The sequence below is a fragment of the Deltaproteobacteria bacterium genome (assembly GCA_040223695.1).
Classification (GTDB): Bacteria; Desulfobacterota_D; UBA1144; order Nemesobacterales; family UBA2774; genus JAVKFU01.
In genome coordinates this window covers 614,720-639,827 of the sequence record JAVKFU010000015.1, presented here as the reverse complement: position 1 = coordinate 639,827, position 25,108 = coordinate 614,720, and the positions used below count along the sequence as shown (strand labels likewise).

Sequence of the window (25,108 nt, the reverse complement as noted above, 5' to 3'; positions counted from 1 at the left end):
TGATATGAAATTATATATTCAAAATTTATAAATGGGGAAACCGGCCCATATTGCTGGTTAAAAAACGAATGACCGGGCATGGAGAAGCCTTTTCTGCACAATGAGCAGGACTATACGGGCAGGCAGGGGAGGGCGCTCTTCCCGCTCAAGCCTGAAAACGTTCAGTCACAGCTGAGCCATGAAGAGATACGTTCCATATTTCTCTACCTTCAGGCTATCGGGCCTGTAAAAAACAAAGTCCCCGCGCCTATATACCCTGACGACGAGCTGTTTCAGGAGTAATCGCCGAGAAGATCATAAATACCCCCTTAGAAAAAGGGGAACGGTTCCGACAAATCGGAGGAACAGGATGCCCTTGGCTAATAGCACATGCGTTGATCGACTCCCGGCACCGAATATTTAAAGCCAAATTAAGGGGGATTTACCAATTATGAGCATTTAAAAACCCGCTCGTCCTGAGTCCAATCGAAGGGCGATCCCTTCTTCTTTATTCCTCCGCCTAACCCCAATACCGTCATTGCGAGAGAGCGAATTATGCGACCGCGGCAATCCAGTCTTAAAAAACAATGGAGCAACTACTTTTTCGCTATCTTCCCCAAAATTCTGCCTTATCTGGTCAGGTTAACTCAGCCCACCGTATTTGCATTTACGACACCAAACAAGCATAATAAAAGTACTGGGTCTTCACATTGAAATTGAAGAAAGCATTAACTGGTTTCGGGACGGTTAAATGATCAACTCTGTAGATGGGTTCATAGAGGAGTTCGTTAAACATAAAGATAAAGTAGAGTGGTATCTCCACCAGCCCACGCCGAACGCGGAACCTACGGATATAAGAGGCAAGGACATCCTTTGCAGTCCGGTGACCGCTATGTGCACGCCCCCTGTTCACCATTATATAGACTATATTGATATCGAAGCCGAGATACATCCGACATTCCTGCGCGTAGTATCCACAGCGTCTGACCACAGCCTGGACGCTCTCAGAGAAGCGATAGCCAAGTTCCCCATTGAAAAATTCCCCCAGAGCCGCGCGAGAGAAGCCTATGAACTTCGCTTGAAGCTCCTAGAAGTCCTCAATCTTGAAGAAATTGTCTAAAAAGCACTCCTGTTGAGATACATCTGATCTGCCGCTGATTTTTTGGGAAGTGATATCCGAAGACCAGGTAGGAAAGGCCCCGCTCCGGAGCAAAGCACCGGGGCCGAAGCCAGGAAGCATTGGGTAAGTTCAGTATGCCGGAAAATAAAAAAAGCTAAGCGGTAAGGGCTGATACACGCGTAAGATTTTCTGACACAGTACAGCGTGCCGGTATTTCGCGGACCGTGTAACCACCCTAAAACGCTTAGTTAAGCATATATAGTATGTACGGCACGAATTATGCACAATTAATATGTATAAAATTAATACCGGGGAGGCAAGAAATGGTTAAAAAAGGACAAAAAAGACTTAAAGTCGTCGATGTGGAAGGAAGCGTCAGGAAACAGGCCGAGAGTGCGAAAGAAAATTATCAGGGATGGATCGCTTTTAATAAGTCTTTAATGGAAGAGTCGCTCAAAGCCATTGATATGCAGCTGGAGCTCATGCTTTCCATGCAGCTCGGGTTTCTCGATTTTCTTCAGAACACTCTGGAAATAAAGCCTATGATAAAGCCGTTTGAGCATCGCCTGAGCCCGTATGCGGAGCATATTGGAAATGTAGGTGAGTTTAACAGGGAGCTCCTGGAGATTAATAAGAGGAAAGTCGAGAAGCTCACCAGGGATCTTCAGAGATATCATAGAAAGGCTGTGGAAAGCACCATCTCCGCTTTCGATACGTACTGCGATCTTCTGAGCACGGCTTGAGACAAGCTAGCGGTTCTCTAACGAGGGAGTTGGAATTACGATAAAGCAGGTGAGGAATGATAAGAGGCTCAATCACATTTTCACTTGTCCAGAAGAACTGTAAGCTCCCTGGACTAGAGATTTTCATGTGCCATAAGCTCACTGATACAGGACATAAACTTCTCGATTTTAAATGGCTTGACCAAGAAAGGGTTATCTATTTGATTTAGAAATTCCATTGTTTCAAAGCTCGGATCACCAGTTATAAATAAAATATTCCTGATAAGCCCGGGGTTGTTTTCTCTGATTTCATCGTAGAATTGTATTCCATTGATTTCCGGCATTTTTACATCGGACACAATCACATCATAATGTGTTGTTCTTATTTTCTCTAGCGCTTCTCTTCCATTTTTGGCAATTTCCACTGTATTGTCTTCTTGTTCGAGGACTACCTTAATTAGTTCTGTTATCATATCTTCGTCTTCTACAATGAGCACTCGTTTCTTTTTAATCGTATTTAAGTTATTACCCGATTGCTCTTCAGGATTTATTTTTGGTTTCATAATCGAATCCTCTATAGGGAACTCAATTACAAATTTAGCTCCCTTTTTGCCGTTTTTTAGAAGCTCAATATTACCGCCATGATCTTTTATAATCCCATAGGCGACATAGAGGCCCAGACCTGTTCCTTTTCCCGGGTCCTTAGTGGTGAAGAATGGATCGAATATCTTTCCTGCTATTTTTTTTGGAATTCCCGGACCATCATCTGCAATAAATACTTCTATCCATTTCTTGTTTTTAATTTTTGTTTTAACTTGCAGACGGCCATGATTTTTAGATGAAGAAATAGACTGCTCGGCATTTATAATCATGTTTGTAAGTACTTGCTGAATCTGATTGGGGGACGCCGTTACTTTAGGGATATCGGGTTTTAAATCTTTAACGACTTCTATATTCGCCAGATTTAGCTGGTACGCTCTGAACTCAAGCGACTCTTCCACCAGGCTGTTGATATCTACCGGCTCTCTGGCAGGAGCATATTTTCTTGAGAATGACAATAGTTTGTCGATTATTTTATAGACCCTTTGTGCTGAGTCGTGCATTATTTCCAAAGATCCTTTGAGCTTTTGATCCAGATCGGTTCTCGTCAAAAGTTTCTGTGAATAACCGATAATGGGGGTGAGCGGATTGTTAATTTCATGAGCAATGCTGGATATCATCTGTCCCATTGATGCCAGCTTTTCAGATTGTATAAGCTGCTCCTGCTTGAGTTTTAATTCTTGAATCATTTTTGCCTTTGCAATGGCGATACCAATTTCATAACCAAAAGCGGAAAGCACCCGTACTTCTCTCTTGTTAAACTTTCTTTCCCTGTAGCTGAGAAACCATATTACGCCTATTGTCTTTTCTTTTGAAGATATCGGTATTCCCAATATGCTATGATGTCCAAGCTCTCTGCCCGCGGGTCCGATATCCGGATCCTTCTGCGCGTCTTCGATATTGATGATTTCCCCTCTGTTTATTACTTTCCAGGTTATTCCCTTCGGATGAGGTATCCTCGATGCCCTTTTTAAGAATGTCTCGGGGAAATTTCTTTGCGCCTGCATTACCGCTTCATTGGTTTCTTCGTCTACCAAATAAATTATAGCCATGTCTACACTATCCATGGACTTAATATTGTCCAACGCAACATTATAAAGTTCTTCTAGGTCGAGAAAATTATGCACCGCTTGCATAAGTTGATTAAGCAGGGCTATGTCTGACTCCGCTTCATTTCGGTCTGTAATATTGTCTACCGTAGCCAGAATATAGTTCGAATCATCTTTCGCAGCTTTTACTAGCGATACATTTAACAACCCGTGTACAATTTCACCGTTTTTGCGATAATATCGCTTTTCCATTCGATAATGATCTATTTCCCCGGATACAAGTCTTTGGTACAATTCCCAATCTTTAGCCGCGTCTTCGGGGTGAGTAAACTCGGTAAAAACCATTTTGCTTATTTCATTTTTGGTATAGCCGAGCATTTCTTGGAGGGCTGGGTTAATCGTAATCGGACGTCCATCAAGATCTACCAGAGCTATTCCAATCGCCGCTCTTTCAAAAATCGTACGGAATAGTTCATCCATGTCTATCAGATAGGATTTTTCCTCATTCCTCATTTTTATCGGCTTTATTGGCAAAATGCGCCTCTTGGTTTCTTAAAAAAGACTGTGACTTATAGTCATCCCAGCATAATATTCCCTGCTACCGAGGTAATATCCGATTCTCGACCAACAATTGCCCGTCATCATTAATAATTATTAGTGCACATACGGTCCAATGTCAATTGATCATAAATTAGTTGAATAAGAAAAAATAAAGAGTAATGATTCCTGGGTTGGAATGTAAAAATCATTCAGGACTTGATCTATTCCCGCTACAGGAAAGGTGTGTGGATAGTTATAGAGCAAATTTTCCAGCTATTTCCCGATTAAAACCGGAAGAATCCTCCGGATATTAGTTTGTAGATTCAAACTCACAGTTGCATAGATCCTTTCTTATGTAAGAAATGACATCCTGTATGTCATCATCCGACAAACTGTTTGACCATGCAGGCATTGCAGCGGATTTACCGACCGCCAATCCCCCGCCGCTAATTACTTTAAACAGATGCTCATTACTCAGTGTGGACACGTATGACGCATCCGTTAAATCCCTGGGCTTGGGATCAAGCGCAGCTGCCGTGGGACCTTCCCCTGTTCCATCCTGACCGTGACACGGCGTACAATTCTGTGCAAATATTTCTTTGCCCTCGGCGGGACTGGCTTTAGCGGGGTCTTTATCATTATCTGTTTCTGCTTCTTCTACTTCATTTTGTAAGGATTCAACGGCTTCTTCATCTTCGGTAGTGGTGTCTACATTTTCATTCTCGACTTCGACTACTTCATCCTCCCTGTTTTCATCCTGAGTACAGGAAGTCATAAATGCGGATAGAAGGATAACCAAACCAAAAAGTACCCCTATAACAATAACCTCTTTTATCTGTTTTCTCTTCAATTTATACATTTCTTTGCTTTCCCCTCCTGTAACAAATCAAAACTTCATAGATGCTTGTATATTGTATATAAGTGCAAAAGCCATGCCAAGTATATAAATATTCAGGAAACTTAATATTTTCAGCGGGTTATAGGTTTGGGGCTTGATTGTCAATATAGAATTAGCAGGCAATTGTAGAATATACTACACCTGTTATTGTGGCTTAAGACACATCTGTTCAATGCTTGAAAGGCTTGCCCCTCGTAATCCTCCGAACGACGGAAGGCAGACACCCATGCGGAACCATCCCGTGTTTATCGCGCAGCACGCGACCGCCACATGCTGCAGGAAATGCCTCTTTAAGTGGCATGGGATCGAAGCGGAAGACCACGAGCTTACCAGTGCTGAAAAGAACTATATGCTGGAAGTGCTGAAGGCATGGCTCTCCCGTTACGGGATTAATAAAATTTCTGACGAAAAACAGAAAAATATTGGTTAAACTATTCCGTCATTGAATACATTGGAGGTATATAGATGAAATTAGCACTGATATCCGCTTTAATTTTTATGCTCTCATTTGGCTTGTGCTTCGCCGAGCAGGGGAGGAAGTCCCGGGATCCTGATAACAGAATGAGATTAGGCAAAAGGGTTATAACCCCTATGGCCGGGAAGTACAGCAAAATGCTTGGTGATATAATTTCCACTGCCGATAGTATGGGAATAACTGATGCACAAAAGCAAAAGCTTTCAGAAGTACGGAAAAAATACGTGGTCAGTTTGAGTAATGAAGAGAATGAATTAAAAAAATTGCATTTTCAGATAATGAAAAAGATAGAGGACCCTTCCTTTGACCCTGAAGAATTGAAGAAGGAAATTAAGGAAGCAAACGCAATTAATAATAAGGCTTCGAATAATTTCGTTGACGCCCTCGTTATTGTTCGCGACGCGTTGGGTAAGGAGATGTACGAGCAGGTAAATAAATCTATAGAACAACATGAGCAGGATTTAATCCAGTTAAGAAGAAAGCAAATTATGAAATTAAGGTCACAAAAGATGAAGCGGCAGCCGGACCCTAAAACCGAAGAATCGGGTGAAGCTAAAAGCGCCGATACCGAAAAAAGCAGCGCGGATAAACAAGAGTAACTTTTTATATACTAAAATCCTGAACATTTAAGAGCTTATCCGGCCTGCGGGTTTGCGGATTTCCCTTATCTGCCGGTGCGGTTGCGTATAAATTGAGAGTAATTAACCATGACAAAATCACACGTAATGCTCGATTATTTATTGAAAACATTTCAGCTGACGGTTGTGCCTTTAATACTGCTCACGGTTCTTGCCTCGTGCGCGGGAAGAGAGTTTGCCGCTGATCCGGCCTCTAATACCCAAGCCGGAGCGGAAAGGGCCCCGGTCTCGGGTGCTGATAATGGACAGGCCGCCCCGGGGGGCACTGAAACCGCTGCGCTTAATGAAGATGAGGCCTGGTTCCTGGTAACCGAAGTAGAGGGAGACAGGGATTATAAAGTTTACATTGACACCTCCACAATCGACACTATAGAAGGGGAGGTTATGTCGTGGAGCAAACTGGTGTTCGACGCCGATCAGAAGGATTCCGACGGCCTCCTTTACAGGGAGGTGATGATCGCTTCCTCTATCAATTGTAAGGAAAAGACATACATGTACATGTCGTCCAAATTCTATGACTCCCTCGGCAAGATGGTCTATATGGAGAACATAGCTACGAACAGGAACCCAATTCCCGGGGGCACGGTAAGTGAAATCATAGCCAACTTCGTATGCGGATACGAGCCGCCCAGGGGAAAGGGTAATACCCCTCAATAAGCTGTTTTATAAGCCCGGCAGGACCGAGTGTATCTCGGCCTCGTCTATGTTGTGAATATGCACGACCTCACGGCCCCGGCTGTGAAGGGCCCTTGCGACGAAGCTCCTGTGGCAGTTCCGCCACGACAGTTCCGAGCACATAAACGCGGTCTTTTTTCCCTTTGCTTTGGATTCGAGTTCCCCGAGACCTTCCGAGAAACCGTCCGTCTTCATATATTCCCCGTATCCTTCTTTCCGCATACCGCCCAGTTTTTTTATCCATATATACTCGATGCCGAGTGGCGGCAGCTCTTTTTCGAGCCGCTCTTTGTCAAAATGCGGGTTTCTTCCCGAGTGCGGATAGCTCCTTATATCGGCTAATGTCTCGATACCGTAGTGCGTCAAAATCCCGACGAACTCGTCGAAAGTGCGGTTAGAATGGCCGATGGAGAAGATTTTGGGTTTGGGGTCTGAATTCGTCATTTATTTCCATTATTGGAGCATTATTTTTACATCAGTCGGGGATCGCTTTGACCCAATGCTCCTGCATTTCCTCTCCCTTGAGGGGGGAGGATAAAGGTGGGGGTGAAATCTGTCATTCTAAACTGCGATACCGAACACAGTCGCACCGAGTATCTATTCTACGGACTAAGCTAGTATGCCGGGCGCAATGAGTTGTCTCAAGAAGCCCTCGATATGATTCGGAATGGCAGACGTTCGGTTAGGTGGGATCAGTCAATTAATTTTACGGGACATTTTTATTTTGACCGTGTATATTAATGCCCTTAATTACTGGATATTAACTGGAGGATTATTCCTTAAATGGCCACGATAAAGAAACCGATTCTCGTCACAGGGGACAGACCCACAGGGAGGCTCCATCTGGGGCATCTGGTGGGCTCGCTCTATAACCGTATAGAGTTCCAGGACGACTACGACTGCTACTTTCTGGTGGCCGATCTCCACATGCTTACAACCCATTACGACAAAGTTAAGGAAGTGGAGAAGAACACGATCGAGATGGTCATGGACTGGCTGTCAGTAGGGATGGACCCTGAGAAGGCGACCTTCTACGTGCAGTCTCAGATACCCTACATTACGGAGCTATACGCCATGCTGGCCATGATCTGCGGGGTCCCGCGTGCCGAGAGGATTCCCACTCTAAAGGAAAAGATACAGGATATGGGGGTAGGGGAGAACTACTCGGTCGGGCTTCTCGGATACCCGGTTCTCATGGCTGCTGACATACTTATGTTCAAGGCGACGAAAGTCCCTGTGGGAGACGACCAGCTCAGCCACATCGAGCTCACGAGGGAGCTTGCCCGGAGGTTCAATTTCCTCTACGGCGATTTCTTCATCGAGCCAGAGCCCGTAATCAGTAAGACCTCGAGGCTTGTCGGTACGGACGGCAACAGGAAGATGTCCAAAAGTCTCGATAACTGCATATACCTGTCTGACGACCCCGGGGAAGTCGAGAAGCGCGTGCGGACCATGTACACAGACCCCAAGCGTATCCGCGCCGACATACCGGGCACGGTAGAGGGCAACCCTGTGTTCATATACCACGACGCCTTTAACGGGAATACGGAGGAAATTGAGGACCTGAAGGAGCGCTACAGGACCGGAAACGTAGGGGACGTGGAGGTTAAGAAAAAGCTCGCCCGCGCCATAAACGAGCTCCTCGAACCCATAAGAGAGCGGAGGCGCGAGTACGAGAAAAGACCAGACGACGTGAGGGATATTCTGAGGGAAGGCACAAAACGCGCAAACGAGATCGCCCACGGAAACATGGACGAGATAATAACCCACATGGGGCTTTTCAAACCCTGAATTTATTGTTGCAGCCTACTACTATTAGCTAACAAGCGGCTACCCTAGAGCTGTAATTGAACCATGAGGAGGGAGAATTATTCTTCTTTGTCATCATCCTCGTAATATCTGTCGAGCCAGAAAATGACCGCGAAACAGGCGATGATTCCGAGACCTGTAAGAAGATAGCTCATCTAGTTTCTTGCGACGGGCTTTGTGCCCAGGTCTTCTTTCATTCGGTCGAGAATAATCGACTCGATGTAGCCGTTGGAAATGACTTCATACCCGATTTTGCCGTCGAAGGTGTAGGGCCTTATCGAGTAGTCGATTTTGATTTCTGTCGTATCGTCCGAGATTTTACTGAGCGTGATCTTAAGATTCTCCTGAGTGAACGTAGTTCTGGTTGTACCGGGTGTATATCGTGCGACCTTCTCGAGGTAATCGTTTATATCCGACCTCTGAATATCCGTCCTGGAAGGGAATGTGTAAGACCTGATCAGTTTACCGTTTTTTCTGTATACATAGGCCTCTTTGAGCCTTATTACTCCATCCTGCTCTTCCATGAATGCTGGCGGCCACTTAAGATAATTTACGCTTTCAAGAGCCGCTCCCCAGGACTCTCTATAAGTCGCGTTTATCTTTTTCGGCTTATTCGCCTCTCCGGTGGTGATTATGGCGGTTTCTTTCTCTACAGTCTCACCGTTTTCTACCGGTTCTTTCTTCACCCTGTATGACTCGGGTATATAAACTCTCGGTCTGCTGCAGCCAATTACGAGCAGTATCGGCAGTATCAGTATAAGTTTTCTCATGGGTGCGGACATCTCCTTTGAAAAATTTAACATATAAAACACGAAATGTTTATAAATTTTTTATTCGGAATACGGGAGTAGAATAAGCTTTTACGGAATATAGAATCTTCGAGATGGATTGCGTCTCGATGGGAATTACCTGGACCGCTTCGCATGGACAGCTAAAGCTATCCGGACCTGGTTTAAATAGCTCTCCCTTTCCCCGAGTCGCCTATGTCGATCAGCTCGGGCGGGTATGGCTCGAAAAACGTCTGACGGGCCAGGTATTCCTCTTCATATTTTACGATCCAGGATTCAAGCACGGTAAGCACCGCGCTCAGCGGTATCTTTCCGCTCCGGTAGCTCTCCAGAAGGTCGAGGAAGTAAGCCTTCTCCCTGCCGGTAAGTTTGTCGGAGAAATAACCGAGAGCGTGCATGAGGACATTTATGTTGGAGGGCCGTCTGGACACGTTAGCGAACGCATGATGAAGACGCTCTCCGTACTCCGCTATTACCTCGCTTGAGGGTTTTCTGCCCATGTTGGCGGTGATCTTCCCAAGCTCCCTCATCTCTTTCTGATTGTAGGACATTAGAAGAAGCTTGTTCTCGGTATGAAATCTTACGAGTTCTCCGGAGGCGCCCTTTCTCTTCACCTCTCTGAAACGCGCGAGGGTATAGAGTTTTGTGAGAAAATGCTCCCTGATCCTGAAATTCCTCAGCCTCCCCTCGTCCTCAACGGCGAGTCCGGGAAACCTTTTAAGCACCTTTTCCGCGAAAAGCCCCGGGCCCTTTCCGGTCGCTATCTCGCTATCCGCGTTCGGGAATTCCTTTGCGTCCTTTAGTCCGCACGACGGGGAGCGGCTTTTGAGTATGAAACCGTCCACATGAGAGAGCGAATTCAGATGCTTTTCCGAGAAGCTTCTCATGAGCGACGTAAGATCACGCCCTGTGGAGGGTTGTACAAGTTTCCTGTCCCCCTTCTTATTCACGACCCTCACCGGGTCCCTCGGAATACCGAGGCCGATTTCCACCTCTGGACAAACCGGCCTGAAGTCGACGAACGGCTCAAGCCTCTGCACGAAGTTGTTGGGAATCATCTGGCCGTTGTACCTGCAGGCGTCGAATTCAAAGCACTTGCTGGTTACCACTACAGGCCTCGGAAACTGTTTCTTAAGTGTTCTGCCGGTCATATCAAAGCCTTGGGCGGAGTGTGTCTTTAAGAGCGCGTCATCGCCAGATGTATAACAATAGAGCGAAATGCTGTTCTTTATTGTAATGTGGAGGAGACCCGCGGTTTATCCCCTGATGCCGCCCTCTGTATCTCATCCCATTTGCCGAGCAATATTCTTAGAGATGTCTCGGCTTCCTCGTGCTTCCCCTCGCCGGCAAGCCTGATGGCGTGTCTCAGCTCGGAGACGGAATCCTCGTTTTTCATCGAGTCAGGCTCGATGTGAGAGCATATCTCCCCGTAGTTTAGAAGCACGTACCCCGCCGCGTTGAATCCCGAGAGCCAGTCCGTAATGTTTAAAATGCCCCGCTTTATGTCGGTCAGGGCCTCCGATAGAGACCGAGTCGGAACCCCTCCATCGGGTGCGATTGCGGTATCTATTTCCCGGGCCGCTTCTTTTAACCTGTGTGAAGCGTCCTCAATCCTTGCGGTGTAGTAAATAGCGTCTTGGTGTATTGCGCCGAAGCCCGTATGAGTATAGAAATACTTCTTCTCGCCGCCCTCATACATCAGAAACCATTCGAGCGGTATGAAGTTCTCCGCGCTGAATATGTTCAGGTTGACCTTCGATCCTACCGGCACTACATAATAATTGCCCTCCGCGTCCTTCATGAAAAAGCAGTCCTGTATTTCCTTCTTATCCAGGCCGAGTTCTTCTGCGAGGGCTCCCCTGAATTGGTCGTACTCACTTCCGTACCATGAGCTTTGCGGCGTTGCGGGTCTGTCCCAGAACTTTTCATAAAACGAGATGTAGCTCCGCCAGTAATTTTCCTTTTCTCTTGTGGATGAAACAGGTTCGTAAACCATCAATACGCTTAACGCCATTACTTCCTCACATATCTAAGTGTAGCAGTTTCTTTAAAAAACGCCTAACCTCTTTCAAGGAGCAAAATAGCAACTAAAGGCCGCGGGCCTTTTCGCAGGCGACAATGGCGGCGATAAACAGTAGAGATGACCCTGTCGTCCACCCGGCGGTCCTGATCCGGATGGTTTTTATAAGCCCGTGAGCGCGCCTTCACTGAAACTCGAAATGAGTGGTCTGCGCCTTGAGGGCCGGGGTGGGGAGACAAGACACGGAGACTGCTCTCGGAGCTGATGAATCTCCTGGCGGGAATAGTGCCCCCGGTTAGAAAAAGCCCCGGTCCTTTTTAATCTGCGAGATGTACTCGTCGTCAATGCGTCCTCCCGAGTACGCTTCGTGGGCCAGGTTTCTCATTTCGTAGTGGTTAACGATGGGTGTGAGGTAGGGCAGCTTGTATGTGAGCGGATTGTGTATTTTCTCCGGCTCGGTCCTCGAAAGCTCCGGTACATACCGCTTTATGTATTCACATTCCGGATCGTAGTTCTGTGACTGTAGCAGGGGATTGAAAATCCTGAAGGGCTTGGGGTCCGCCCCGCATGAGGCGGTCCATTGCCAGTTTCCGATGTCCACTATCTCGTCGTAATCGACCAGGTGGTCGAAGAAGTGCCTGTCACCGAGCCTCCAGTCCATGATGAGGTCCTTTGTAAGAAACGATGCGACTATCATCCTGACTCGGTTATGTATCCAGCCTTCCTCCCTGAGCTGCCTCATCCCGGCGTCCACTATCGGATAACCCGTGCGCCCCTCCTTCCATGCTTCATACCACGCGTCGTTGTCTATCCACTTGATATTGCGTCTCTTTTCCTGAAACTCCAGGGTGCGCGTTTCAGGAAAATTGTGCATGATGTGATACCAGAACTCCCTCCACGCAAGCTCCGACACATAGGCGTTCGGCTCGGGGCTCCCTCCTGTAGCAGCCTTATAAACCTTTCTGACCGAGACCACTCCGAACCTGAGATAAGGGGAGAGCTTCGATGTGCCGTCGATATAGGGATAGTTACGCGTGTTTTCGTATTCATCAAAGTCAAAATTGTCGAGTCTCCCGTCCGGGAAGTCCATCGGCCAGTGTCTATTCTCTTCGTAATCGAGCTCAGCCGTCATACTCGCCAAGTCAGGCGCTTCGATTTTGGGAGAAACGATTTTTTCGGGGCTCAGGAGAACGGTCCTCTTTTTCTTGCCTTGCCAGAGCCTGTAAAACGGGGTAAATACCTTTCTCTGCTCAATCTCCTCCGGTGGAACCAGAAAGGTGTCCTCAAACTTTTTAAAGGCGATACCGAGTGATTTACACTCGTGCTCGACTCCAATATCCCTCTTCACGCCCGAAAAGCCGTATGCGCGGTTCGTGTAGACGGCCTCAACCTTTTGAGTCTTTATCATCTCCGGGATAATCTCCTCCGCCTTTCCCCTTAAAACGAGAAGACGGGAGCCAAGCTTCCTTAGCTCGCTATCGAGGTTGTGCAGCGCGTCCACAAAGAAACCGAGACGCCTGCTTTTTGAGGGGTACTGGGCAAGAATCTTGTCCTCTAGTACGTAGAGCGGTATAATTTCGGCGCTCTCTGCCGCTGCGCGGCATAGACCCGTATTGTCCTCCGTTCTTAAATCCCTCTTAAACCAGAATATGGATTTTGAGTGCATCATGGCCTTAAACTTGTATTTCCTCCTGTAAATAGCGCCCTTGCTCGCTTTTGTCTCTTTGGTTCGGCGTTTTTATTCTTATCATAGAAAAGGCTATAATGACGAAGCCGCTTAAAGTATTCAATTTCAACACTTTTGCTGTTCATTAGATGACAGAGCGCCAATATTCGAAGTTAATAACTATCGATTTTAGGGCCCGGATACAGTCAATTGTACTTGGTTGAATTACTTCAATCCAGAAGAAATTTGATTTTAAGAAAATTTTCAGTGTTTTTTTGTGATAGTCGGCTGAGACCGCCAGCATAGTGTCGCCTGATATCGGATTTTGAACTCGTTATATTGAGCCTCGGCGGACAACATCCCAAACCCGTATCAGAGTGATTGGGGCGCGTTCCCTGGATCCGGCCTCAGTAATTTGTAACGCCTGTGACGAGAATTTCCAATTCAGCATGATGATTCGTACAGGGCGATGCCGTTGATTGGTTTTCGATTAAATACTAAAGATACTGCCTGAGCGCCTCTCCCTTATCGGACCTGGCTATCTTCTCAAGCGCTCCTTTTTCGATCTGCCTTATCCTCTCCCGCGTTACACCGAACCTTCCGCCGATCTCATCAAGCGTGAACACCTTCTGCGCGCCGATTCCGTATCTCATCCTTATTACTTCTTCTTCCTTTTCGGAAAGGGATGAGAGTGAGTCGTCGATCAGCTTCCTCACCCTCTGCGCCGCAATCGCCGTTTCCTGGGTTAAAGAGTCTTCATCGGGCATTAAGTCAACGTATGATTTGGTTTTCTCCTCGTTTGCGGGCTTGTCGAGCGAAAGGACGCTGTCGTTTCCGTCAAGTACAGCCTGTACGATTTCTATTGAAAGCCCCGTTTTCTCCGATATTTCCTCCGGGAGAGGCTTTCTGCCCCGCTCATCCTGGAGCGCGTATTTCGCCCTGAACACCTTGCCCGACTGCTCAAGCACGTATACCGGAACCTTAATAGTCCTCGTTTTCTCCGCTATGGCCCTGGTTACGGACTGATGTATCCACCACGCGGCGTATGTGGAGAATTTGAATCCTTTTCTATAGTCGAATTTTTCTACCGCTCTGATAAGTCCGAGGTTCCCCTCCTGCACGAGGTCCGTAAGGGGGAGCCCTCTTCCCAGATGCCTCTTGGCTATGCTCACGACGAGCCTCAGGTTTGACTTAATAAACTGTGCTTTAAGCTCATTTGCCTTCTCTGTGTAGACCTTGCTGTAAGCGGATAGTTTTTTCCTGTCCCTGACCGAACCGTCTTTTTTCTTACACCGGGGTTTGGATAAATCCTCCAGCTGCTTCTGTATTTCCCTGACCTTTGTTTCACACTCCTTAATTTTAGCGCCAAGCTCCTTTTCGCCGTTAGCCGTAAGAAGTGGCTCCGTGAGCAGGTCCCTGAAATATACGTGCAGAACCCTTTCCTCATCGTATTTCATCCATTTGTTATCTCTGTCCGAGGGACTTTTACCGCCGAATCTACTGAAATTCCTCTTTTCCGCCATGAAGCTGTTTGATGCCTCGCTTCCGTAATCCTTGAATTCTTTGTCCAGGGAGTAGTGATCTGAATCTTCCGAGTCTTGGTAACTGCCTTCACGAATGATCATTTGATCGAAATTTTGTTCAAGTGTGTTCATTTTCTCTCTCTCTTATATTGTATTTTTTGATCAACGTTTATATATAAATGGGACCGGGCTTATACCCGGCCCCGGGACACTCTGGTTATTCATTATCGTCCGGCAGTATAACCGCGTCGATAACGTGTATTACTCCGTTACTGGCCATGACATCAGGCTTTATTACGGTTGCGTTATCAACCGTTACAACGCCCTCATCTACCTTGATCGGTATTACAGCGCCGTTTACCGATTTCGCGGAGTCCATCTTTACAACCTCCTCCGCCGTTACCTTTCCGGGAACAACGTGGTAGGTGAGGACTGCCACGAGCTTGTCCTTGTTCTCGGGCCTGAGCAGGGTTTCTACCGTGCCCTCGGGAAGCTTTGCGAAAGCCTCGTCAGTCGGGGCGAATACGGTAAACGGTCCCTCTCCCTTCAGGGTTTCCACGAGCCCCGCCGCCTCAAGCGCCGCCGCAAGCGTGGTAAAAGAGCCTGCATCCACCGCCGTGTCCACAACGTCCCTTTGCTTCTCTCCGTATGAGCCTGAATATGCCGGAACAGAACCCATTACCAAAGCTGCTACTGCTATAAAAAATGTTACTGCAAATCCTGATTTAGCTAGTAATCTCATAACGATTACCTCCTGATATGATTTTCCCCTACTACTTACATGCAATACACATCGTTATTCATACGTACGTATCTTGGATCACGTGAATCTAATGATTGTCTATAGCATGTCTACTATAGTAAATTAATGTATAGCATATGTCAAGCATTATTTTTTTTGGCATCTCTCGCGCTACCTGGTCCTTTTGTACAGCCAAAACAAACAATATCATTGCATTGCTCGTGGTTATTGGCTTTTTTTGAATAATCATTAGAAGTTGAGAAGAATTTTAAAAATCGTGGAATTTACATTATCTTGACAACTGTTAGACGATTGTTTAACATACAAGTATGAGTACAAACGGCCCGATTACGGAAAAGAAATACTCGATGAAGGTTGCTTCCAAAAGAACCGGGCTCACGCCGCACGCGATCAGAGCCTGGGAAAGGCGTTACAATGTTGTAAAACCGGAGAGAGATTCCAATAATAGAAGGCATTATACTGAAGGTGATATAGAGCGCCTTACTCTTTTACGTGAAGCCACCGAGGCCGGTTTCCCGATTAGCCAGGTCGTAAGCTACACTGACGATGAGCTCAGGGAAATCGTGGGGGAGATGAATGTCATCGATATGCCGCTTAGAAAGCCGCCTGAAATGGTCAAAGGCAGAGATATAAGCGTTGTCAAGGACAACGAGGTCTACATAGAATCCTTCATGTCCGCGCTCAATCAGATGGACCGCAAGACCCTGGAAAATTTGCTTATAAGCTGCGAGACGGAAATGGGACGCAATGCCCTTCTCGAGCGCGTAATACTACCCCTGATGGAGAGGATAGGGGAGCTCTGGCGGAAGGGAGAGATCAGGGTTTCCCATGAGCACCTGGCGTCACACGTCGTGAGGACATTCCTGGGAAACCTCCTTTCATCGCAGAAGGCCTTTCCGGGCGCTCCGAACGTTCTGGTCACGACACCGTCCGACCAGTGGCATGATATAGGGGCCCTTGCGGCGGCGGTAACGGCGGCGAGCGAAGGCTGGAACGTCACATACCTCGGTCCGAACCTCCCCTCAGAAGAAATAGCCGGGGCCGCGAAGTATAATAACTCAAGAGTTGTGATTCTGAGCCTGATTTATCCCGAAAAAGATACTGCCGTAATACAGGAGCTGAGGAAGCTCAGGAGCCACCTTCCCGGTGTGCCCGTGATCGCGGGCGGCAGGGCGAGGGAGAGCTACTCCGAGGTGCTTGACGAGATAGACGCGGTGCAGGTCTCGGACCTCTATCAGACCCGCACGGCACTCGAAAACATCAGAACCAACGGTATAGCCTGACACCCTGTAAGCGCCACTCGTATTTTTGAATAACTCCCCTGCATTTCTGAACCGGCTTTATAATAGTTTGATTAATTCCGGGATGAAGTACCAAGTAGTATGCACATAATCTCCGCAGCCTCACTCATGACGCCTGATTGCAGGCGCATTCGGAAGACCGAAGAGCCCCCAGCCGATTACGAACAGTAGGCCCGTGATTACAGGTAGATTCGGATTAAGCTGATAGAGAAAGCCCGCCATCATGCCTCCTAACGAGGAGCCGAAAAAGCTGGCGAGGTTGTATATGCCGGTCGTCGCGCCCCTCTTTTCCTGTCCCACTCTCTGCGTGAGAAACGCCGGGAGGAGCGACTGTATTATACTGTGACCGGCGAAGTATGCCATGCCTACTCCGTACAATATCCAGGCGGCGCGTGCTCCAAAGGGGTATATTAAAAAAGCGAGCGCTATCAGGGCCCAGCCTGCCTTGGCGGTAATGCCCAGGCTGTTCCTTATCTCCGTGTACCTTACATACGGGTAAACGAAGACCACGGACGGTATGAGCGCCATGAGATATACCTTCCACAGAGCGGCTTCGCTCACTCCGAGAGCGGTCCATGTGAGCGGGTAAATAAAGACGAAGAGGTTTACGGAAAGCGCCAGTATCAGTGCCGATACCAGAAGCCTCCTCATCTCCGGGTCCGTAATCAGCTTCATTATTCCCTGTTCTTGAGCTTTCGGGGTTTCCTTTTGTATCTCCGGGAAGAAAAAGAAGGTGATTAGAATGGAAACAGCTCCGAGCGCGGCGAGTATATAGAAGAGGCTCGAAAATCCTATTCGCGCCGCGAGAAGAGGCCCCAGAACTATAGCGAGGAGAAATGAGGTCCCCACGCCTATGCCTACTATCGTAAAGCTCTGCGCCCTTACCCCGGGCCGCGTGACGTCGCCGAGTGAGGCTATTGCTACAGAGGTGATTGCGCCTCCTCCCTGCACTATACGGGCTAGTATCAGCTCGTTTATAGTATCCGCCATGCCGCAGAGGACGCTGCCCGCGGTGAATATCCCTATACCCAGCAGGAGGACGGGCTTTCTTCCGAATCTGTCGCTCGCCCAGCCGAACGGAAGCTGAAGCAGACTCTGCACGAGCGCGTATATGCCGAACGCGATACCCGCAAGCGCGAGGTCCGAGCCGGGGTACTTTTCCGTATAAACGCTGAATACCGGTAGTATGAGGAATATGCCGAGAAGCCTCGAAGCCATAATAATAGCGACCGTTATTACGGCTTTCATTTCCCTTGAGTCGAGTTTCATTGTGTCAATATCCGTTCACGCTTTGAAGAAGGGTTTTTTATTTTAACACGCAATAGGTAAATTGATACTCCCCCGCGCCCGTGTTAGTTTTTAGATGTATATGGCGCGCGTTCGTTCTAAACAGAATATAGAGACGGATTCATTCGACAGAGAGCTTTTCTCCGGCCTCGAAGCCGAGTCCGTAGAACTTAGGGGGCTTATAGAGCGCGGGGCAAACCTGCTGCCCGGTTTCAGGGAGCTTATGCTCGATCTGTTCGCCTCCTTCTACAAGCATAACGTTATTTTTCTTCCCGAAACGGATGTAAAGCGGGGCTCCCGGCTGAGAAGACGTATTCTGACCGAGGTTCTGGCGGACAAGAGCTACGCCGGGCTCCGTGAGGAGACGGTACTCGACGGGTTCAGGTCTTCGCTCGCGGCTATAGATTTGGGCCACAAGATACTCGGCTGGCTCCTGTCCGAAGACGGCCCGGGCGAGAAGACCCTCATAAAAGAATGGGAAGCCGAGAAGGCAGGGGAGGAGCTCGAGGAGTCGAGAGAAGAAATGGAGACTTGGGACGAAGTGGGCGATGTGGAGGGGGAGCCCGGGGAGGAATTTCAAAAAGTCCGCAGCAAAAAGAAGTCCGAGCTTGCTAGGGAAGAGGATGATTTTGACACGCTGGAACAGGACCTTGAGAGCAGGCATGAGGATAAGAGCCACAAGCTCAAAAATATGGTTAAGAATTCCATGGACGAGACCGCCCGGAGAGTGGACGATGTGGATGAAGAGCTAATGTCCTGGGACGCGTCCATGGGTGCTGAGAGCCAGAAGTCCGCGGGCGAGAAGCTCGACCTTGCGTCAAAGCTCTACACTAACGAGAAGCTGAGACGTTTGTCCAGAATTGTCGGCAGCCTCAGGGAAGAGATGCTCAGCGGGAGGAAGAAGTCGTGGTCCAGGAGGGGCAGCGAAGTATTCGATATCGCCTCGGGGGATGACATAGGGAGGATAATTCCTTCCGAGCTGGCCACATTGAGCAATCCGGTGCTTAAAACCGATTTCAGGAAGAGGCTTGTCGAGGGCAAGCTTCTTCAGTATTCACTCAAGGAGGAGAAAGGGAGAGGGCCCCTTGTTATCTGCCTCGACGGAAGCTCGTCGATGGAGGGTAAAAAGGAGCTGTGGTCCAAAGGCGTCTGCCTTACTCTTCTCGAGATTGCCCGGAGGGAGAGGCGAAAGCTCAATATAGTCGTGTTCTCATCCGGAGGAGCGCCGCTCAAGGTGTTCGAGTCCGAAGCGGGAGAAGGGCTGGCCGGCTGGGGCATGAAGGAGAGGGATATCTTCGAGCTTGCGGAATATTTCCCGGGCGGCGGCACGAATTTCGAAGAGCCGCTCAACAGGGCGCTTGATCTCCTCCGGGAGTCAAAGTTCAGAAGAGGCGACATTGTTTTTATAACGGACGGGGAGGCGGGCGTGGGGAACGCGTGGCTGGAGAATTTCAAAAGCGCGAAAGAGAAGCTCGGCTTTAAGGTCTATTCCGTACTGATAGATATATCCGAGAGGGAATCATGGGGCACACTCGCGACATTCAGCGATAAAGTCACCTCCGTCTCCCGTCTCACCTCCAAAGAGGCCAAAGGCATATTTATCGACCTTTGATTTATTCCCGGTCTGGCACGCTAACTCTATAAGCTGTACTCGTATTTACCCGGTGCATCAAAATATATTTCAGCTGCCCGATCTAGGCGCCTTGCCGGGACATGAACATAGCGAGGCCGCCGAATACTGCGAAAATGACGAACAGTAAAAGTATCACCGCCACCACTACCAGGGTTGCCAGGCAGTAGTTCCTCCGGTTCAGGTTTCCGGTGCTGCTAAGCGACCAATAAAGGAGCATTATGAGACCGACCAGAGGTATACCGAGAACTATCATGGTAATAAGCCAGTCGCCCACCGTCATGGGCGATGTATCGTAACCTTTAGCGCTCGTAACTTCACTCATGTGTGTACCCTCCTTTGCTATACGAGGATGATTACACAAATTATAGTGCATTTTAATGAATCCGACATCCGTTATTTCTTTTAGATATAATGACTTAACCCATTCTCTTCAACTCTCCGTGCAGCTGTGTAGTTGCAAATGTGGATGGGCAATCTCTCCAAAACGGGTCAATCAGGCGTTTTCGTAAGAAAGAAAGAACGAACAATATAAATTGATTAAAGCTGATTGAATTTTTATCAGTCAGTCAATTCAGTGTAAGGAGTTATGAGCGGAGAGATTGAGGGGCGATTAATCCTGCTCCCGCGTAATGGAGACGATATCGGACAGGTCTCCCCTGATAGTTCTCCATCTTTTTTTACCCAGCTCCTTTATTATGCCGGCCTGAGCTTTTTTCCAGAGCGGGTAGGCCTTCTCGAATTTGTTCTTCCCTTTCCGGGTAAGCGAGATTACTTTCTCCCGGCGGTTTTCCCCGCTTTTTACCCGCACGAAACTCTGCTTTTCGAGCGTCGTAAGGTTCCGGGCCAGAGTGCTTGGATCGATTCCTACAAACCCGGCGAGGTTCTTGAAATTGGTGGATTTCATGTTAGCCACGGCGGCCAGGATGATAAACTGGTTGCTGCGGAGGTCTATATCCCTCAAGGCCGCGTCATAATAATTGATTACGTAACGGGAAGTCTTACTGACTTCGTAACAGACGCAGTCGAGACATTCCTCAAGGTTTATGTCTTCGAATCTGGTGCCAGGCCCTTTTTCCCCGGTATCGTTTTTCCTTTTCATCGAGGTAATTTTAAACCCAATTTACAGGAATGTGTGTAATTAAATGATAATCATATTCATGATAAGCCCGATTTTATATCTCGACCTGTATTTGTTTGCCAGAGCTTTGGAGGAAATTAAAATATCCCGTAACTTAATGTGAAATTAACTCTCGTGTCTGTTGCCAACGCTTGAAAACTCGTTCGAAGCAGTCTCTGTTTCAACTCCTGTTTCGCCGTTTCCCTTTTTGTTTTCCACATTCAGGCTTACGGGCTTGCTCTCTTCTCCGAAATAGACGCTCAGGTGAGGGAACGGTATCTCGATACCCTTTTCGTCGAATTTATTCTTTATTCTTCTCCTGAGCTCCCTTCCGACTTCCCACTGCTTGAGCGGATGAGTCTTTATCATGCACTTTATTACGATCTCCGATGCGCCGAAGTTATCGACCCCGAGTATATCGAGCGGTTCCATTGTAAGGGCGCCGAAATGCTTGTCTTCCTTAAGCTCGTCTCCTATTTCCCTCAGCACCTCCATCACGTTGTCCACGTTTTCCTTATATGCGACACCCACGTCTATGACATAACGGGACCAGCCCTTGCTCTTGTTTGCAAGCTCGTTTATAGCGCCGTTAGGGTAAACATGCACGGTTCCTTCCAGGTCCCTTATAACAATAGTCCTGAAGTTTATCTCCTCCACCGTCCCAGCGGTTCCGTTTATAACTCCTATATCCCCTACGCGCACCTGGTCTTCCAGAATTATGAAGAAGCCGCTGATTATGTCGCGCACCAGGTTTTGAGCGCCGAAACTCACGGCCAGACCGAGGATACCGGCCCCGGCGATTATCGGCCCTATATCCATTCCGACCTCTTTCAATATCATGACCATCGCGATCCCGAATAAGACTATGAAAACTATATGTCTTAGAAGGGACGTAATTGTCTTGAGTCTCCTCTCGGTCTCAAGCGCGCTTACCATGTCCCCATTCCGTTCCGCAATCTTGGTTTCGAGCCTGTTAATTACCTTGTTTATTACCCTGAGCAGTATGTAGATTCCGGCGAGAATGATCACTATCCGGAAGCCGGACGTAATGAACCAGTCCAGCAGCTTCTCTGCGTAAGCCGGGTTATATATTTTCGATATGAAATCGGACAACATTTAAAGCCTCCAGTTCTGTGTTTATTAACAAATATTTCTTTACGGCGGCAAATTAAATTATCGGCCCGGCGAGAATGCAATTTACGAAGCTCCAGACCACATTCTTACGCTTCATATGTACCGGGTTGGATCGCGGCGAAGAAATTTTGCGGCGATCGCATATAGTTTCCCTCACCCTTGCGGGCAGATGTTCTTTATCATCTATTAAAAAGGGTATAACACCGGTTTACATAGGCAGGCTGTAATTAAGATACCGTCTTTTCAAAGAAATAACCTACACAAATTATACCATACAGAGGGTGTTAGAAAAGGAATATAACCGTCCGGGAATAGGAAAATGAATAGAGTCAGAAGTGAATTCGCAGAAACATGATTACATTTTTTCCATTAATTTATGACGCTTGTGCCAGTCCATTATCGATTCGTCCGGGTACGCCGGAAACTTCCTGTTCTTTTTATCCTCCCTTATTTCACACCAGGGGGCCGCGGAATCGAGAAATATATGCAGGCGCTCGGGCGGCTTGGGCAGAGAGGAGTCTATGGCGGAAGCGAAGGGATAAATCCAGTCCGGCCAGGCGGGTTCATAAAACCAGAGAAAACTTCCGCAGTGTTTGCAGAAATTACGCTCTACGGTGCTTGTTTTTGTTTGTCCGGGTTCATCTGATGCTGGAATTTCTGCCTTGTAAATTTTTAAATTATTTTTTCCTGTAACTTCAAGCGTTCGAGCCTCCCCCATGATGTTAATGGAGTAACCCCCGCCCCCCGCGGTTTTCCTGCATATAGAGCAGTAGCAGCATATATATGGATACGGGGTCAGGGACTTCAAGGAGAATTTCACTTTATTACAATGACACGATCCGTCTATAATCACGTTTCCCTCCTCGTTGTTTATTGTATTTCATATATTAACAGAATTTTGATTTTGAAGGTGGAAGCTGAATGCATGATTCTATACGGGTTGCTGAAAATCTTTTCAGTGAGATTACATTACCGTGTTTGTAGCGTGGTGGCATCCGAAGCGAGGTTCGGGTATGAGCGTATGGCGATAAGCCGGATATGATAACGAGCTCTCTTGGAGAATCGTAATCTGCTACAGAGACCGGGATCAACATAAAGGAGCTTGATGAACCGGACGAGGCATATAGCGAGCTCGGTAAGTGTAAAGAGCAGGATTCAAAAACCACATAGTCTCCGGCAGAATCGGGTGAGTTGTATACAAAATAATTCTCGATTGATGTTATGGCTCGATAGAGCGGGTAAAAAGGGAAACGTAGCGATGACCAATTCCCCTTTTTACCCTTGTTAAACAGGGGGGACTTTTACTCTAAAATTCAGTCAGTTCCGCGTCCTCGTCGATCGCCAGTCCGATTCCGAAAACGTACACCTTCTCATCCATCGCACCGTCTTCGAGCGGATTACAGTCGAGCGTGGAAACGGTATCGCTGAATATTCCCGCCGGAACATCTATGACCTCTCCGAGCGCAACCACTTCCGCCTGGTCTTCGGCTATACCGGGGGCCGCCTCCTGCTGGAATATATCTCCGACCTGAGGATCAGCTGGCATAATAATCCCCGGGAGGTTGCCGTCCTCTCCTGCGCGCCACTCTCCGTCGTGCGAGACGACCACGCCGTCCTCGAAGTCATCAACGTCCTCACCGAAGTAGCATACCGTTCCGTCCGGAGCCTGCGCGTAAAAGTTTCTGGAGATCTCGACAACCTCTCCGTCCTCGAACTCTGCCTCCTCCACCACGCGCGTTGTAACTCCTGCAACCACTTCCGTCTCATCCAGAACGGTAATCTCGATCCGCAGCTCGGTGCCTTCGTCGTCCTCACCCTCGAGCACGGTTTCAGTGCCTACAACAAGCGGAAAGAATCCGTTGTCTATAACGAGTGAAAAGGGTCCTGCATCCGGGTCGCAAACAGCGATGCTGGTATTGGTTTCAGGACAGGGGCCGTTCCCCCCGCCGCCTCCTCCGCTTCCTCCGTTACAACCGCCGACAGCCAGAAATGACAAACTTACCGCGAAAACTAATAAGCCTATTCTTTGCATCATAGCAGTATCTCCTCTTTAATCTGGAATTATTCACATAATAGACGAGCAAAGTTGCAGGCACCTTTCCACAATATTACAAATCTGTAAGGTTTTTAGTGCCCGGCGGCGCCTTTAATGAGCCTGTCGGTATTAGTGAATAACCCTGCTTATTCTCACGGGCCGGGAATTTTAAGATGCTTTTGATTTTTGAGTGAACAATAATCCGCCCCATTCACGGGTTTAAATTTAGTGAGTAGGGTTGCTAGAGGCAGGAAGTAAGTAAGTGAGAGAGAGAACAGCGGTAATTCAATCTATTTCATAACCTGGGAAAATCTCCTTTTGCCTTTCTCCTTGTAAATAGTTCTATAAGAGGCAGGGACTTCCCCCGCGATACCGCCTGTGCGATGATGCAAAGTACGGAAGAAGCCCCTGCATGACATTTGCTGTAAATCGTATTTTATTCAGACGTGAAAAATGAACTCTCTGTTATCGTCTGGTTCCCGCTCACCTCTATAGCGAGTATCTCAAGCTTATACTCAGTGCCCGGAACAATAAATTCTGGCGGAATAGTAACAGAAGCGGCATCGGCAGGGAGCTTTATATCGAACCTCTCTAGGGGATCGGAGTCTTCATTATCCACAATAACCTGGTAACCGATAATTTCGACTTCTTTCGATTCGTCGCACTCGCCCTCGTCCGAAGTCGTGTCAAGACCGTTTGTTACGGGTTCCCAAACTATTACAACGGGCAGCGTGGGGTCGAGCGTGTCTTCTTCTACCGGCATGGTAATTACAGGTCCGCACGGCAGATCGTGAGTAAGTGTCGCTGTGCCGTCAAGCTCCGTGCCGTCAATCGTCATGCCTTCGAACTCGTATTCCCCTTCGGGCAGGAGTTCCAGAATCTCAGGCAGTGATAGCTCTTCCTCGAAGTTTGGCTCGTTGCTCTCCATGAATAGCTCGGTGCTTCCAAGCCTCCTAAGCTTACCGAGATTGTCGACCGCATAGACCAGGCGTCCGTCCGGGCCCTCGACCCTGACTCTCTTCCAGGGCTCCCCGTCCAGGAATATCTGAAGCCCCGCGTCTCCATCGGTTCCGTTTACCTCAATTCGTATCTCGGTGGCGGAGAAAGGGATCTCGTCTCCGTCATTGTCATCGGCTCTTTTATCACGGTCAGGACGTGAGTCGGCGGGGAGGGACAAAATAAGTAATACCGTAAGAATAACGAACAAACATCCGGCAATTTTCCCATTACTGACACTACCCCCGTAAAGCGTCTTTGGTAGAATATTTCTAAACATGGAACACCTCCTGAATCTGGTTTTAAACAGATGTTATCAGGAGAGTATTGCGGGGAGGTT

General features: G+C 47.9%; 25 protein-coding genes. 9 read left to right on the top strand and 16 right to left on the bottom strand.

The annotated features are described in order from the left end of the window. Window positions 1-78 precede the first annotated feature (78 nt). The 3 genes from RIG61_07210 (at window position 79) to RIG61_07200 (ending at window position 1,842) form a co-directional block, all read left to right on the top strand. Window positions 79-282, top strand: a complete 204-nt coding sequence (locus RIG61_07210; GenBank protein MEQ9618948.1) for a hypothetical protein — start codon at window positions 79-81, stop codon at window positions 280-282. Between the two features lie 448 nt (window positions 283-730). After that, window positions 731-1,099, top strand: a complete 369-nt coding sequence (locus RIG61_07205) for a hypothetical protein (protein MEQ9618947.1) — start codon at window positions 731-733, stop codon at window positions 1,097-1,099. Between the two features lie 323 nt (window positions 1,100-1,422). Next, on the top strand, window positions 1,423-1,842 hold the full coding sequence (locus RIG61_07200; protein ID MEQ9618946.1) for a hypothetical protein: 420 nt from the start codon (window positions 1,423-1,425) through the stop codon (window positions 1,840-1,842). Between the two features lie 113 nt (window positions 1,843-1,955). Here the strand turns inward: RIG61_07200 and RIG61_07195 are convergent, their stop codons facing one another. Together RIG61_07195 and RIG61_07190 are read right to left on the bottom strand one after the other, a co-directional pair. Next, complete coding sequence (locus RIG61_07195; GenBank protein ID MEQ9618945.1) at window positions 1,956-4,004, bottom strand: PAS domain S-box protein; 2,049 nt, start codon at window positions 4,002-4,004, stop codon at window positions 1,956-1,958. A gap of 316 nt (window positions 4,005-4,320) precedes the next feature. Then, window positions 4,321-4,869, bottom strand: a complete 549-nt coding sequence (locus RIG61_07190; GenBank protein MEQ9618944.1) for a c-type cytochrome — start codon at window positions 4,867-4,869, stop codon at window positions 4,321-4,323. 211 nt (window positions 4,870-5,080) lie between these two features. Between RIG61_07190 and RIG61_07185 the strand changes: the two genes are divergently transcribed. From RIG61_07185 to RIG61_07175, 3 genes are all read left to right on the top strand, one after another. Further along, the gene (locus RIG61_07185; GenBank protein MEQ9618943.1) at window positions 5,081-5,338 is read left to right on the top strand and encodes a DUF4186 family protein; all 258 of its coding nucleotides are present in this window, start codon (window positions 5,081-5,083) and stop codon (window positions 5,336-5,338) included. A gap of 35 nt (window positions 5,339-5,373) precedes the next feature. Next, window positions 5,374-5,982, top strand: coding sequence for a hypothetical protein (locus RIG61_07180; protein ID MEQ9618942.1), 609 nt, complete (start codon window positions 5,374-5,376; stop codon window positions 5,980-5,982). Window positions 5,983-6,090: 108 nt separating this feature from the next. Continuing rightward, window positions 6,091-6,678: a hypothetical protein gene (locus tag RIG61_07175; protein MEQ9618941.1), complete on the top strand. Its 588-nt coding sequence runs from the start codon at window positions 6,091-6,093 to the stop codon at window positions 6,676-6,678. Window positions 6,679-6,684: 6 nt separating this feature from the next. On the opposite strand, the gene RIG61_07170 is transcribed toward RIG61_07175, so the two are convergent. Next, window positions 6,685-7,140 (bottom strand): DUF488 domain-containing protein, encoded by a 456-nt coding sequence (locus RIG61_07170; GenBank protein MEQ9618940.1) that lies wholly within the window; start codon window positions 7,138-7,140, stop codon window positions 6,685-6,687. A 339-nt stretch (window positions 7,141-7,479) separates the two neighbouring features. On the opposite strand from RIG61_07170, the gene trpS reads away from it, so the two are divergent. Then, complete coding sequence (gene trpS, locus RIG61_07165) at window positions 7,480-8,487, top strand: tryptophan--tRNA ligase (GenBank protein ID MEQ9618939.1); 1,008 nt, start codon at window positions 7,480-7,482, stop codon at window positions 8,485-8,487. A 173-nt stretch (window positions 8,488-8,660) separates the two neighbouring features. Here trpS and RIG61_07160 read toward each other — a convergent pair whose 3' ends face one another. The 6 genes from RIG61_07160 to RIG61_07135 form a co-directional block, all read right to left on the bottom strand. Further along, window positions 8,661-9,275, bottom strand: coding sequence for a hypothetical protein (locus RIG61_07160; protein MEQ9618938.1), 615 nt, complete (start codon window positions 9,273-9,275; stop codon window positions 8,661-8,663). A gap of 182 nt (window positions 9,276-9,457) precedes the next feature. Further along, window positions 9,458-10,444, bottom strand: a complete 987-nt coding sequence (locus tag RIG61_07155) for a DUF523 and DUF1722 domain-containing protein (protein ID MEQ9618937.1) — start codon at window positions 10,442-10,444, stop codon at window positions 9,458-9,460. Between the two features lie 77 nt (window positions 10,445-10,521). Next, the gene (locus RIG61_07150; GenBank protein MEQ9618936.1) at window positions 10,522-11,307 is read right to left on the bottom strand and encodes a hypothetical protein; all 786 of its coding nucleotides are present in this window, start codon (window positions 11,305-11,307) and stop codon (window positions 10,522-10,524) included. Window positions 11,308-11,608: 301 nt separating this feature from the next. After that, window positions 11,609-12,982: a deoxyribodipyrimidine photo-lyase gene (locus RIG61_07145; GenBank protein ID MEQ9618935.1), complete on the bottom strand. Its 1,374-nt coding sequence runs from the start codon at window positions 12,980-12,982 to the stop codon at window positions 11,609-11,611. A gap of 494 nt (window positions 12,983-13,476) precedes the next feature. Beyond that, window positions 13,477-14,634: a sigma-70 family RNA polymerase sigma factor gene (locus RIG61_07140; GenBank protein ID MEQ9618934.1), complete on the bottom strand. Its 1,158-nt coding sequence runs from the start codon at window positions 14,632-14,634 to the stop codon at window positions 13,477-13,479. Window positions 14,635-14,719: 85 nt separating this feature from the next. Next, window positions 14,720-15,181, bottom strand: coding sequence for a fasciclin domain-containing protein (locus tag RIG61_07135; protein MEQ9618933.1), 462 nt, complete (start codon window positions 15,179-15,181; stop codon window positions 14,720-14,722). 392 nt (window positions 15,182-15,573) lie between these two features. Between RIG61_07135 and RIG61_07130 the strand changes: the two genes are divergently transcribed. Beyond that, on the top strand, window positions 15,574-16,548 hold the full coding sequence (locus RIG61_07130) for a MerR family transcriptional regulator (GenBank protein MEQ9618932.1): 975 nt from the start codon (window positions 15,574-15,576) through the stop codon (window positions 16,546-16,548). Window positions 16,549-16,668: 120 nt separating this feature from the next. Here RIG61_07130 and RIG61_07125 read toward each other — a convergent pair whose 3' ends face one another. Next, complete coding sequence (locus RIG61_07125; GenBank protein ID MEQ9618931.1) at window positions 16,669-17,835, bottom strand: MFS transporter; 1,167 nt, start codon at window positions 17,833-17,835, stop codon at window positions 16,669-16,671. Between the two features lie 100 nt (window positions 17,836-17,935). On the opposite strand from RIG61_07125, the gene RIG61_07120 reads away from it, so the two are divergent. Beyond that, on the top strand, window positions 17,936-19,465 hold the full coding sequence (locus RIG61_07120; protein MEQ9618930.1) for a VWA domain-containing protein: 1,530 nt from the start codon (window positions 17,936-17,938) through the stop codon (window positions 19,463-19,465). Window positions 19,466-19,547: 82 nt separating this feature from the next. Here the strand turns inward: RIG61_07120 and RIG61_07115 are convergent, their stop codons facing one another. The 6 genes from RIG61_07115 to RIG61_07090 form a co-directional block, all read right to left on the bottom strand. Next, on the bottom strand, window positions 19,548-19,808 hold the full coding sequence (locus tag RIG61_07115) for a hypothetical protein (GenBank protein ID MEQ9618929.1): 261 nt from the start codon (window positions 19,806-19,808) through the stop codon (window positions 19,548-19,550). A gap of 288 nt (window positions 19,809-20,096) precedes the next feature. Next, window positions 20,097-20,585, bottom strand: a complete 489-nt coding sequence (locus RIG61_07110; protein MEQ9618928.1) for a MarR family winged helix-turn-helix transcriptional regulator — start codon at window positions 20,583-20,585, stop codon at window positions 20,097-20,099. Between the two features lie 144 nt (window positions 20,586-20,729). Then, a complete protein-coding gene (locus tag RIG61_07105; protein MEQ9618927.1) occupies window positions 20,730-21,719 on the bottom strand; it encodes a mechanosensitive ion channel family protein in 990 nt (329 codons plus the stop codon). Between the two features lie 373 nt (window positions 21,720-22,092). Next, a complete protein-coding gene (locus RIG61_07100) occupies window positions 22,093-22,590 on the bottom strand; it encodes a GFA family protein (GenBank protein ID MEQ9618926.1) in 498 nt (165 codons plus the stop codon). Between the two features lie 453 nt (window positions 22,591-23,043). After that, window positions 23,044-23,772 carry a hypothetical protein gene (locus RIG61_07095; GenBank protein MEQ9618925.1) on the bottom strand — a complete coding sequence of 243 codons (729 nt, stop codon included), beginning with the start codon at window positions 23,770-23,772 and terminating at the stop codon, window positions 23,044-23,046. Window positions 23,773-24,208: 436 nt separating this feature from the next. Further along, window positions 24,209-25,048 (bottom strand): hypothetical protein, encoded by an 840-nt coding sequence (locus tag RIG61_07090; protein MEQ9618924.1) that lies wholly within the window; start codon window positions 25,046-25,048, stop codon window positions 24,209-24,211. Window positions 25,049-25,108 lie beyond the last annotated feature (60 nt).